11 protein-coding genes are annotated in these 12,136 nt (G+C 34.1%); 7 read left to right on the top strand and 4 right to left on the bottom strand.

Going from position 1 to position 12,136, the window contains the following annotated elements:
• Positions 1–10 precede the first annotated feature (10 nt).
• The gene (gene ruvB, locus H3S73_RS10575; protein WP_025315739.1) at positions 11–1,015 is read left to right on the top strand and encodes a Holliday junction branch migration DNA helicase RuvB; all 1,005 of its coding nucleotides are present in this window, start codon (positions 11–13) and stop codon (positions 1,013–1,015) included.
• 78 nt (positions 1,016–1,093) lie between these two features.
• Here the strand turns inward: ruvB and cysK are convergent, their stop codons facing one another.
• The gene (gene cysK / locus H3S73_RS10580) at positions 1,094–2,059 is read right to left on the bottom strand and encodes a cysteine synthase A (RefSeq protein WP_025315738.1); all 966 of its coding nucleotides are present in this window, start codon (positions 2,057–2,059) and stop codon (positions 1,094–1,096) included.
• Between the two features lie 334 nt (positions 2,060–2,393).
• Between cysK and H3S73_RS10585 the strand changes: the two genes are divergently transcribed.
• Together H3S73_RS10585 and H3S73_RS10590 are read left to right on the top strand one after the other, a co-directional pair.
• Positions 2,394–3,038, top strand: coding sequence for an SMI1/KNR4 family protein (locus tag H3S73_RS10585; protein ID WP_198236584.1), 645 nt, complete (start codon positions 2,394–2,396; stop codon positions 3,036–3,038).
• Positions 3,039–3,071: 33 nt separating this feature from the next.
• Positions 3,072–3,284: a hypothetical protein gene (locus H3S73_RS10590; protein WP_198236585.1), complete on the top strand. Its 213-nt coding sequence runs from the start codon at positions 3,072–3,074 to the stop codon at positions 3,282–3,284.
• A gap of 515 nt (positions 3,285–3,799) precedes the next feature.
• On the opposite strand, the gene priC is transcribed toward H3S73_RS10590, so the two are convergent.
• The gene (priC, locus tag H3S73_RS10595; protein WP_198236586.1) at positions 3,800–4,306 is read right to left on the bottom strand and encodes a primosomal replication protein PriC; all 507 of its coding nucleotides are present in this window, start codon (positions 4,304–4,306) and stop codon (positions 3,800–3,802) included.
• Positions 4,307–4,319: 13 nt separating this feature from the next.
• Positions 4,320–4,772, bottom strand: a complete 453-nt coding sequence (gene yfbV, locus H3S73_RS10600) for a terminus macrodomain insulation protein YfbV (protein WP_039126954.1) — start codon at positions 4,770–4,772, stop codon at positions 4,320–4,322.
• A 195-nt stretch (positions 4,773–4,967) separates the two neighbouring features.
• Between yfbV and H3S73_RS10605 the strand changes: the two genes are divergently transcribed.
• From H3S73_RS10605 to guaA, 4 genes are all read left to right on the top strand, one after another.
• A complete protein-coding gene (locus tag H3S73_RS10605) occupies positions 4,968–6,173 on the top strand; it encodes an acetate kinase (RefSeq protein WP_039126951.1) in 1,206 nt (401 codons plus the stop codon).
• Positions 6,174–6,238: 65 nt separating this feature from the next.
• Positions 6,239–8,389, top strand: coding sequence for a phosphate acetyltransferase (pta, locus tag H3S73_RS10610; RefSeq protein WP_039126948.1), 2,151 nt, complete (start codon positions 6,239–6,241; stop codon positions 8,387–8,389).
• A 372-nt stretch (positions 8,390–8,761) separates the two neighbouring features.
• Complete coding sequence (locus tag H3S73_RS10615; RefSeq protein ID WP_198236587.1) at positions 8,762–9,238, top strand: toxin-activating lysine-acyltransferase; 477 nt, start codon at positions 8,762–8,764, stop codon at positions 9,236–9,238.
• Between the two features lie 847 nt (positions 9,239–10,085).
• The gene (guaA, locus tag H3S73_RS10620) at positions 10,086–11,669 is read left to right on the top strand and encodes a glutamine-hydrolyzing GMP synthase (RefSeq protein ID WP_198228233.1); all 1,584 of its coding nucleotides are present in this window, start codon (positions 10,086–10,088) and stop codon (positions 11,667–11,669) included.
• 127 nt (positions 11,670–11,796) lie between these two features.
• Here guaA and H3S73_RS10625 read toward each other — a convergent pair whose 3' ends face one another.
• On the bottom strand, positions 11,797–12,078 hold the full coding sequence (locus tag H3S73_RS10625) for an EthD domain-containing protein (RefSeq protein ID WP_198236588.1): 282 nt from the start codon (positions 12,076–12,078) through the stop codon (positions 11,797–11,799).
• Positions 12,079–12,136: the final 58 nt, after the last annotated feature.

The raw sequence follows: 12,136 nt of genomic DNA on the forward strand, positions 1-12,136 counted from the left end.
GGGATTTACTATGATTGAAGCGGATCGCTTGATTGCACCTCAAGCCAAAAAGGAAGAAGAATCACTGGATCGTGCTATTCGTCCTAAAAGTTTGGACGAATATATTGGGCAAGCACAAGTACGTGAACAGATGAAAATTTTTATTCAAGCTGCCAAGCAACGTAGCGATGCACTTGATCATGTGTTAATTTTTGGTCCGCCAGGACTAGGTAAAACAACTTTAGCGAATATTGTTGCTAACGAAATGAACGTTAATTTACGTACTACTTCTGGCCCTGTATTAGAAAAAGCAGGTGATTTAGCTGCAATGTTAACCAATTTAGAGCCTAACGATGTGCTATTTATTGATGAAATCCATCGCCTTTCACCTGTAGTAGAAGAAATTTTATATCCAGCTATGGAAGACTATCAGCTTGATATTATGATAGGGGAAGGTCCCGCAGCACGTTCAATTAAAATCGATTTGCCTCCATTTACACTTATTGGTGCAACAACGCGAGCGGGTTCGTTAACCTCGCCATTACGTGATCGTTTTGGTATTGTGCAACGCCTTGAGTTTTATCGGGTTGAGGATTTGGAATATATTGTTAGTCGTAGTGCTAAATTTTTAGGTATGGACTTATCTGATGAGGGTGCTCATTTAATTGCCAAACGTTCACGCGGAACGCCTCGAATTGCTAATCGTTTATTGCGTCGCGTGCGTGATTATGCTGATGTAAAATCAAAAGGTGTGATTGATCAAAAAATTGCGTCCCAAGCACTTGATATGTTAGATGTAGATAACGAAGGTTTTGATTATATGGACCGTAAATTATTACTCACCATTATTGAAAAGTTTATGGGTGGGCCTGTAGGTCTTGATAACATTGCAGCTGCCATAGGTGAGGAGCGTGAAACCATCGAAGATGTGCTCGAACCGTTTTTGATTCAACAAGGTTATATTCAAAGAACGCCAAGGGGTCGAATTGCAACACCACATGCTTATCGACATTTTGGTATTATTCAAGATGAGTGATTACTTTTTTAAAAAAGTAAAAAAGATATACAAAAGCGCGACTCAAACTTGGTCGCGCTTTTCGTTTCGAGATTTGGTTTAACCAAGTTCTTTTTCAGTAAAAATACCACTAAATAAATCCGTACTAAGATAACGCTCACCAGATGACGGTAAAATTACCACAATGGTTTTATTGGCATTTTCAGGTAATTTTGCTAAACGATCAGCTGCATAAACGGCTGCACCGGATGATATACCTGCTAAGATACCTTCTTTTTCCATTAATTCTCGCGCAGTTTCAATGGATTGTTCATTTGTGACCTTTTCAACTATATCAATCAAGCTTAAGTCTAAATTTTCTGGAATAAACCCAGCGCCAATACCTTGAATTTTGTGTGGTCCTGGTTTAATTGGCTCACCCGCTAGGGCTTGGCTAATAACTGGAGATGTAGCCGGTTCAACAGCTACGGCTGTTATGTTTTTGCCTTGAGTCTTTTTAATATACCGAACTGTACCTGTAAAAGTACCTCCAGTACCTACACCAGCAATAAAAATATCTACTTGGCCATCCGTATCGTTCCAAATTTCTGGTCCAGTGGTTTTTTCGTGAATTTCTGGGTTGGCTGGATTACTAAATTGTTGCAGCATGATGTTTTTTTGAGGATTACTAGCAACAATTTCTTCGGCTTTTTCAATTGCGCCTTTCATGCCTTTTGCCGCTTCAGTCAAAATTAGATTAGCACCTAAAGCTTTGAGTAATTTTCGACGTTCTATACTCATGCTTTCTGGCATGGTTAAGGTTAGTTTATAACCTCGTGCTGCAGCGACTGCTGCAAGAGCAATACCCGTATTACCACTAGTAGGTTCGATTAATTCAACATCCGATGTTAATAACCCGCGTTTTTCTGCATCCCAAATCATATTTGATGCAATACGACATTTAACACTAAAACTAGGATTGCGAGATTCCACTTTGGCTAAAATATTACCGTTACCAAAATGTTTTAAACGAACTAGAGGCGTGTGACCGATGGTTTGTGAATTATCATCAAATATTTTACTCATTAAATAATCCTTATAAATAACTTTAAAGGGAATAGCGTTTTAATAATCGCTGACGATAACAATATTATAAAGGTAACTTAAAAAGATGATACTAAATAATAATTATAACAATATTCGTTTTTGATATAAGAAAGATGTAATTTTATTGATAACTAAAAATGTGTTCATAAAATAGTACACAATTGAAGTTAATATAATTTGATATCATCCCAGTATAAAAATTCAGAATTATTTGATAAATTATTGACTTTTAATGAAGCAAAACGATAAAACAAGTAGTGTTAGGTTGGCAGTAAATTAGTTTTTATTTATGGATGGTATTTAAGGAAATCGAATGTTTGAATCAAAATATGCTGTGCCAAGAAATATTGATAAACTTATTTCTAAATTAAAAATTACAACAGATTCTCATAATTCTTATATTAAATTTTTAAAGAAATATAATGTCATTGCTTTTGATGAGGATGTGTTTGATTATTCCATTGACTGTCAAGGTGAATCACTTCCGCTTGAAGTAATGTTCGGATTCTCTAAGAAACGAGATCGGGAAGATGTAATTGCTAATAACTGGATGTATTTAAATAGAATCCCTAAACGGTCCATTGCTATAGCATCTTTAAATTTCGGAGATTTACTTTGTTTGTATCCAAATGGCAAAGTTTATCATTGGGATCATGAAGTTAATGATCTATATTTTGATATGACAGTCAGAAATGGTTATTTAGAGCAGAATCTAGATTTAAAGCTTGTCGCTAATTCCTTTGATGAATTTTTAACAAAAATTATTAAAACCAAAATCGAAGGTTTTGATCCTAATGTTCCTTATTCTGATGATTATATAGATTTTTTGATGAACGATTCTAAATACTTTTTTATGTCTTCGAAAAAAATAATTCAGGTGTGTTTAAAAAAATTAGAACTTTCTGAAAAAGGACGTGAGTTGATAGCGAAATTTAAAAGAGAAGGGCTTATAAGATAAAAAAGGATAATTTCATTAAAAAGGATCATCCAAATGATAGATTTTAATGAAGATATAATAAGCTATAAAACTTTGGGTAATATTGAGATTGGTCGTGATGTGGAATTTTATGCAGATGAATTATATGAAAATTTTTATGTTGAAGAAAGCACGTGGGAAAAACCAAGTTCTTCAAATAAAGTTGGATACGAACTAAAATATTTGTATTGCTTGAATAATGGAACAATAACTATTTCTACAAATTGAAATGGTCGAATTGAAGAGTTATGGTGTAATCAAAATTATAAAGGAAAATACACAAATAAATATAAAAATGAATTATATGCTGGCATTACAATGGGAGAACTGCTTAATTTAACCAAAAAATAGCTTATTTTTTGGGGTGAACTTATTCTTAATGACAACTATGGTATAGCTATTGCACTTCCTTCTCCATGGGATGAACTCGATGACTATTTTAAAGATATTCAATCAGATTTAACGCTAAATGAGATTTATGTTGGTAATCGTGATTGTTATCGGACAGTATATAAAAAAAGAGAAGAAAAAAATCAAAGTGGAAAGCAAGACGAGTTAGATAATAAAGCCGATATAATAAGCCCTAAATTTATAAGAAATATTGATGTTTAATGTAATTTCAAATTCTATTCTATTGAATCATATTATTTTATTGTAATGAAACAACTCTTTTAAGTACCTAGTTCTTGAGCGAGACAGATGTTAAAAGCTGTATTAAAAAAGAGCAGATGTAAGCAAATAATTTAATCTAGGCTATCGTTTTCCATTTCTAATTCAATTTTTTTTATCGCTTGTTCACAGCGGTAGATTCGATTATCCAATGTAGCAACTTTAATATGATCAATTGAATCAGATGAAAGTTCAAATTCATATTTCATATCTTGTAATCGCCTTAGATAATCCAAATGTCTTGAGTGTTTTTCGGCAAGTGTTTCCAGTATAACATAGTCGGTAGGCTGCTTACGTAAATGTCCAGTAGCAAGCTCGCGGGTAAGGGCGGAGATTTGATCAATAAGCTTTTCTGAAAAAAATTCAATTTGCATCAATTTTTGAGAGAGTACCGCATCGCAAAGGGCTTGATAAGTCTGCTTTATTTTATCAAGATAGAATTGGTTATTGGATTCGATTTTGCTTGTGTTAAACAAATGTTCATCAAAATAATGTTCTTGAAAAGATTGTTGATCTGATAAATTGATCTCTTGTTCAAGTACATTAATTTGATTTTTTAATTTTTCCAAAAAATTTTGCATGAGTTAATCTTCATTATTGGTTAGATGCATCATCATCTTGTCCAAAATAATTACCTAAATGAATTTTAGATAAGTTTATAAGTTGCATTAATGATTCAAACGTTAATTTTTCATTCGGATTTGCGTTAACATTTAATACTTTTTTCTCGATGAGTTGTAATTTGATTCGGTTATAGCAATCCACTAAATTAAGGGGTAAAGGTGATTGTGAACGTCGACCCAACCAAAATATACCTTGTAATGGTAAGCTCAAGGCAAACAAAATAGTTAAGATTGTTACTGCAAGCTGCGCTGGCATATAATATTGCCAAACAATTAGCCCTACAATGCAGGGTGGCAAATATTTTGTTATGGTTTTTATGTGGTTAATGATTTTTAATTCAGGAAATGAATGCATCAATTGCTGATCAGTCGGACAAAGCTTCATATACCTTTGTCCAGCCTTAAATGTATTAACTAAATTCATCTTGTTGGGATTCCTCGACATTCACTTCTTATTGTCTTAAAATAATGTCATTCAAATTGGAGACTCTCTCTATTTTATCTCAAAAAGCAAGATATCAGAAGTCACCTTAACGTAGTCACATCGATTTTTAAATCATGTGTTGAGTTACCAATTTTGATTGGTATATATCTTTTTATTCAATTTATAGGAATTACTATGTCATCAAGTAATAACGCTCTTGTTCTTAATTGCGGAAGTTCTTCATTAAAATTTGCCATTATTAACCCTGAAAATGGTGATGAGTTTTTATCGGGGTTAGCTGAATGTTTTAATCTTCCTGATGCACGTATTAAGTGGAAACTTGATGGTGTTAAGAACGAAGCTTCTTTAGGTGCTGGCGCTGCTCATAGTGAAGCAATCAGATTTATTGTTAATAGCATCTTCCCTCAAAAACCAGAATTATTAGATAGTATTAAATCTATTGGACACCGTATCGTTCACGGTGGTGAAAAATATACTCAATCTGTCGTAATCGATGATTCAGTATTAAAAGGTATTGAAGAAGCTGCAGCATTTGCACCTTTACATAATCCTGCGCACTTAATCGGTATTCGTGAAGCTTTTGCAGAGTTCCCTCATCTAAAAACTAAAAATGTTGCTGTATTTGATACTGCATTCCATACAACTATGCCAAAAGAAGCTTATTTGTATGCTATTCCTAACGAACTTTATACTAAACACGGTATTCGTCGTTATGGCGCACACGGCACTAGCCACTATTATGTTAGCCGTGAAGCTGCAAGATTATTGAATAAACCAGTTGAAGAAACAAATGTAATCACTTGTCATTTAGGTAATGGTGCATCAATTACTGCTGTTAAAAACGGTAAATGCGTTGAGACTTCAATGGGCTTAACTCCACTTGAAGGTTTAGTAATGGGTACACGTAGTGGTGATATCGATCCTGCTATCATGTTCTTCTTACACGATAACTTAAATATGTCAGTTGCTGATATTAACAGTCTTTTAAATAAAAAATCTGGTCTATTAGGTTTAACAGGTGTAAGTAGCGATTGTCGTTATGTAACTGACAACTATGGCAAAGATGAAAATGCAACAAATGCTTTAGATGTCTTTGTTCACCGTTTAGTTAAATACATTGGTGGTTATGCAATGCTTTTAGACGGTCGTTTAGATGCAATCGTATTTACTGGTGGTATTGGTGAAAATTCTGAAGAAGTTCGTCGTATGGCCTTACAAAAATTAAGTATTCTAGGTTTTGAACTTGATCAAGAACGTAACCTTGCTGCACGTTTTGGCAAAGGCGGTACAATCACTAAAGACGGCTCTGCGATTGCAATGGTGATTCCAACCAATGAGGAACTTGTTATCGCTCAGGATGCTGCGCGTCTAACTGCTTAATAAACGATTAAAACCGCCGAAATGGCGGTTTGTTTTTACATAAAAGAATTAAGAGGAAAATAATTATGTCTCGTACTATTATGCTAATTCCAACCGGAACCAATGTAGGGTTAACAGGTGTGAGTCTTGGTGTTATTCGAGCTATGGAGCGTCAAGGTATTAACTTAAACGTTTTTAAACCAGTTGCGCAGCCAAGAGCAGGTGGTGATGCCCCTGACAACACCACGACATTAGTGAGTAATAACACATCAATTCCCGCTTTAAAACCACTTAAAATGAGCCATGTTGAAAACCTATTAGGTTTAAATCAACAAGATGTGTTAATGGAAGAAATCGTTGCCCTTTATGCTGAAAATACTAAAGGTGCTGATGTTGTATTAGTTGAAGGTATTGTTCCAACTGCTGATTATCCGTTTGCTAATGAATTAAATAATAACATCGCTAAAACGCTTGGCGCTGAAATAGTTTTTGTTGTTAATATGGGTAAAGACACACCAGAACAATTAAAAGATCGTATTGAAATTGCCCGTTCTAATTTTGGTGGCGTTAAAAATGAAAAAATCGTGGGTGTCATTGTTAATAAAGTAAATGCACCTGTAGAAGAGCAATCTCTTGCTCGTCCAGATGTTGCAGAAATTTACCATACTCATAAATTTGATGGTGAAAAAATCACAATTGAAGATTTAAATCGTCATAGCCCAATTCCTGTGCTTGGTTGTATTCCTTGGAATATTGATTTAAGTGCTTGCCGTGCAATTGATATCGCTAAACATTTTGATGCCAAAATCATTAATGAAGGTTCAATTCAAAGCCGTCGTATTAAACATATCTCATTCTGCTCACGCAGTGTGCAAAATATCATCAGCCATTTGCAACCAAATGCATTACTTGTGACTTCAGCTGACCGTTCTGATGTATTAGTAACAATCAGTTTAGCTGCTATGAATGGTGTGGCAATTGGTGGTGTATTGTTAACTGGCGGTTATGAAATTGATGAAAAAATCTATAAATTATGCCAACCAGCTTTTGATACAGGCTTACCTGTATTTACTGTTAAAACAAATACATTCCAAACTTCAATTAATTTACAACAATTCAATTTAGAAATTCCGGTTGATGACAAAGAACGTATGGATAATACACAAAACTTTGTTGCTGACCATATTGATGCAAATTGGATCAAATCATTAAATGAAGTGGTGAATTCAACTCGTCGTTTATCTCCGCCAGCTTTCCGTTATCAGCTAACTGAGCTTGCACGTAATGCGAAAAAAGTGGTAGTTTTACCAGAAGGTGATGAACCAAGAACAATCAAAGCTGCAGCTATCTGTGCAGAGCGTAATATTGCAAAATGTGTACTTATTGGTAATCCTGATGAAGTTCGTAAAGTAGCAGCGTCTCAAGGCGTTACATTAGGTGCTGGCGTTGAAATTGTTGATCCAGAAAATATCCGTGAAAAATATGTACCGCGCTTAGTTGAATTACGTAAAAATAAAGGTATGACTGAAGTTATTGCGCGTGAGCAATTAGCTGACAATGTTGTGCTTGGTACAATGATGCTTGAAGCTAACGAGGTTGATGGTCTAGTATCAGGTGCGGTTCATACCACTGCCAATACCATTCGCCCACCATTACAATTAATTAAAACTGCCCCAGGTAGTTCACTTGTATCATCTGTCTTCTTTATGTTAATGCCAGACCAAGTTTATATCTATGGTGACTGTGCAATCAATCCAGATCCGAACGCACAAGAACTTGCTGAAATTGCTATTCAATCAGCAGATACTGCAATTGCCTTTGGTATTGAACCACGTGTTGCGATGATCTCATATTCAACAGGTAGTTCTGGTCAAGGTGCTGATGTTGAAAAAGTGAAAGAAGCGACTCGTATTGCTCAAGAAAAACGCCCAGATCTAATGATTGATGGTCCATTACAATATGATGCAGCAGTTATGCCTGATGTGGCTAAATCTAAAGCACCAAATTCACAAGTAGCGGGTAAAGCAACAGTGTTTATCTTCCCTGATTTAAATACTGGTAATACCACATATAAAGCAGTACAACGTTCTGCTGATCTTGTATCAATTGGTCCAATGTTACAAGGTATGCGTAAACCTGTTAATGACTTGTCTCGTGGTGCATTAGTTGACGATATCGTTTATACTATTGCATTAACAGCTATTCAATCAGCGCAAGAGCAAAATGCTGGTAAATAGTTTATATTGATGTTTCAATTTGTGAGAGGTTATTCAATAACCTCTCATTTCAACCAAACTATAACGTTTTGTCCTTTATAAAAACAAAAATAGTTAAAAATAATGTTTGTTATATATTGTTTATAGCTGTTATTGCGTTCAAATTCATTACATTTAAGAATAATTTATTTAGTTTAATTTATTTTTAGTTTTAAGCTAATTCTATTTTTAGTGATCTAATTAAATAGTTATTTTTTGTATTTGCTCATTTCATTCATTTTTAAATGACTAAACAAGTAATGTTTATGTCAGTAATTCTAATTTACTACATAAAAATAACTTCTATCTTTTAATAAATTGGTTTTAAATTAATGTTATTAGAGGTAAAACGAAATGAACAGTTCTAATCAAAACTTAATCCAAATCATTGCACCAAATATTTATCAAGATACTGCGTGGAATGAATCCGAAGTATTAGGCTATACCATGTGGTTATGGAATAGAAACCCTAATTATCGAAATGCGGCGATAAGTTCAGCATTAGAAGCATTACTTCCTATCATCAAGTCTAAAAACTTTATTTTATTGATTAAAAATAATAGACCATTAGGGTACCTCAATTGGGCTTATTTGAATAAGGAAGAAGAATGGCAATATTTAAATAAAATGAAAAGTTATCTCAATTTTGTCCAATGCAACGAAAAGGATGAAACGAAACGGCTATGGCTTTTATCTTTTTTTTGCCCATTTGGATTGAATGAAATTTTACTCATGAAATCAATATGTAAAAAAGTATTAAAAAATAATCTTTGCTTTTTTGGTTATCACAAGTCAAAAGCAAAACCTGTTATTAAAACAGTTCAATGTTAGGGTATATAAGCCAAGAATTTTGAATCAAATATCTATAAAAATTAATATTATTATTGGTGCGGGCTTTGTTTCTTCTGAATTAGTAAGAGGTATTACTCAATAAATCATAACAGTTTTAATTTTATCGATTTAACATTTTACTTATATTGCACAAAAGTGCTTATGGATTCTGTTAAATGTGACAAACTAGTACGGTGATAACAATATCAATACTGCAACAGTAACTCTAAATCTTATGCAAGTTTTTATATTTGTACTTAAAGTAAATTACATGAGTAACTTATCGTAATTAGGATAAATCACGACAAATGGCTATGATTTATACCATCGTCAATGTTTGGCACGATTTTACAAAATCTAGTCACGTAGATATAAATACCAATTTGAAAAATATAATAATACTGGGGGTAGAATTGGTAGGTGCTAAACTACTCATAGTTAAAGATACTTATTTATAGATTAATGCACGTTTTGAACATGATCTTGGCAATACTATACCTAAAATTTCGAAATAATATTGTTGTTGAAAAATGGTAATTGTTGTTCAAATAAAAAGCAAACAATAAACTAACTTCCTAATTAATATATACCTAGTGAAATTATATTTACTGTGTATATTTTTCTGTTTTTCAGATATTTTCCTTTAAATATTGATCAGTGAGTAAGCCTGCAAATACCTCAGCTATGCTTCACCTTAATTGCAAGTTTTATTTCCCTAATATGCTAAATATCTTTTTTATGAATATTTATTACATAAAAAATGCTGATACGCTATTTAAGCATAATGATTAGATGATACAATACCAAGCAATTTTTATATTGGCTTATATTTTAGGAATTAAAATTGATGAATAAAGACATCCACCAACAGCGTATATTGATTTTGGATTTTGGTTCACAAGTAACGCAATTAATTGCTCGAAGAGTTCGTGAAATCGGTGTGTATTGTGAACTTTGGCCATGGGATGTTTCGGAAGAAAAAATTAAACAATTTAATCCTAAAGGCATCATTTTATCAGGTGGCCCTGAAAGTACGACCGAACAAAATAGCCCAAGAGCGCCTGAATATGTATTTAACGCTGGTGTGCCTGTGTTAGGTATCTGCTACGGTATGCAAACTATGGCAATCCAAGTCGGTCAGGGCGGACAAGTTACAGCATCTAATCAACGTGAGTTTGGTTATGCTAAAGTTGATATTGTTGCAAAATCCAAATTAACCGAAGGTATTTTAGATAGCACAAGTGATGCGGGACTTGAGCAACTCGATGTTTGGATGAGTCATGGCGATAAAGTCACTTCATTACCCGACACGTTTACTTTAATCGGGCAAACAGAAACATGCCCATTTGCCATTATGGCTAACGATGAAAAACAGTTTTATGGCGTGCAGTTCCATCCGGAGGTAACGCATACTGTTAAAGGATTAGAGTTACTGCAACGTTTTGTTATTGATATCTGCCAATGTGAAAAATTATGGACACCTTCTTCTATTATCACTGATGCAGTTGCTCGTATTAAAGAAAAAGTTGGCAAAGATAAAGTATTATTAGGTCTTTCTGGTGGCGTTGATTCATCAGTTACCGCATTATTATTACATCAAGCTATTGGGGATCAGTTAACTTGTGTCTTTGTTGATCATGGTTTGCTGCGTTTAAATGAAGCAAAGCAAGTAATGGAGATGTTTGGTGATAAATTTGGTTTAAATATTATTGCTGTTAATGCAGAAGACCGTTTTATGGCTGCATTAAAAGGCGAAACCGATCCAGAAGCTAAACGTAAAATTATTGGTCGTGAATTTATTGCCGTTTTTGATGAAGAAGCAGCAAAATTAAAAGATGTCAAATGGCTTGCTCAAGGAACTATTTATCCTGATGTTATTGAATCCGCTGCTGCTGACACAGGTAAAGCTCATGTCATCAAATCTCACCATAATGTGGGTGGTTTACCTGAAGATATGAAAATGGGCTTAGTTGAACCATTACGTGAATTATTCAAAGACGAGGTACGTAAAGTCGGTCTGGAACTTGGTTTACCTTACGATATGCTTTATCGCCATCCATTCCCGGGACCGGGTTTAGGTGTTCGGGTATTGGGTGAGGTAAAAAAAGAGTATTGTGATTTATTAAGACAAGCCGATGCGATTTTTATCGAAGAACTTTACAAAGCCGATTTATATCATAAAGTTAGCCAAGCATTTACCGTATTTTTACCAGTACGCTCGGTTGGCGTCATGGGCGATGGACGCCGATATGATTGGGTTGTCTCACTGCGTGCCGTTGAAACCATCGACTTCATGACCGCCCATTGGGCTCATCTTCCATACGACTTCTTAGGAAGAGTATCGAATCGCATTATCAATGAAGTAAATGGCATATCACGAGTTGTATACGACATAAGCGGAAAACCACCTGCTACTATAGAGTGGGAGTAAAGATTTTACAGTTATTAATTTCTGTTAATCTATATAAAAGCCATTCATTTCAGAATGGCTTTTTTAATTAGAATAAAATTATTAGAATTTAAAATGATAACAACGAATTATAGTAAAGGATGTGAATTTAAAAAATCGTTCGTTCCGTTGCATACCAGATTAATGATTGTGAATGATCGACAAACTGATTTTCATCATCCAATAGTAGTTGTATAGCTTTTTTTGCTTCAGGTGAAGTTCTGATATTTAGCATCTTTTCTTTACTTTGCCGCCAAATTTCTGCCATTCCATCATAATCAAAGAAAGGAGCACTTCTGCTATTACGCATAGCATTTCCTGGTTTTTTATCTTGTAATGGTACGCTTTGGACATAATGAAGAATTTGAAGTGACCCCCAATAGTTGGACAACCACTAACTGGGGGTCTTTTTATGTCAAAATATAGTCGAGATTTAAAAATTATCATAG

Source organism: Gilliamella sp. B14384G12 (assembly GCF_016101825.1).
Classification (GTDB): domain Bacteria; phylum Pseudomonadota; class Gammaproteobacteria; order Enterobacterales; family Orbaceae; genus Gilliamella; species Gilliamella apicola_N.

Coding starts and splice junctions, on each gene's coding strand:
- H3S73_RS10590 (WP_198236585.1), top strand. CDS start 3,072: ATGATAGATTTTAATGAAGATATAATAAGCTATAAAACTTTGGGTAAT.
- priC (WP_198236586.1), bottom strand. CDS start 4,306: ATGCAAAATTTTTTGGAAAAATTAAAAAATCAAATTAATGTACTTGAA.
- H3S73_RS10615 (WP_198236587.1), top strand. CDS start 8,762: ATGAACAGTTCTAATCAAAACTTAATCCAAATCATTGCACCAAATATT.
- cysK (WP_025315738.1), bottom strand. CDS start 2,059: ATGAGTAAAATATTTGATGATAATTCACAAACCATCGGTCACACGCCT.
- guaA (WP_198228233.1), top strand. CDS start 10,086: ATGAATAAAGACATCCACCAACAGCGTATATTGATTTTGGATTTTGGT.
- H3S73_RS10585 (WP_198236584.1), top strand. CDS start 2,394: ATGTTTGAATCAAAATATGCTGTGCCAAGAAATATTGATAAACTTATT.
- H3S73_RS10605 (WP_039126951.1), top strand. CDS start 4,968: ATGTCATCAAGTAATAACGCTCTTGTTCTTAATTGCGGAAGTTCTTCA.
- ruvB (WP_025315739.1), top strand. CDS start 11: ATGATTGAAGCGGATCGCTTGATTGCACCTCAAGCCAAAAAGGAAGAA.
- yfbV (WP_039126954.1), bottom strand. CDS start 4,772: ATGAATTTAGTTAATACATTTAAGGCTGGACAAAGGTATATGAAGCTT.
- pta (WP_039126948.1), top strand. CDS start 6,239: ATGTCTCGTACTATTATGCTAATTCCAACCGGAACCAATGTAGGGTTA.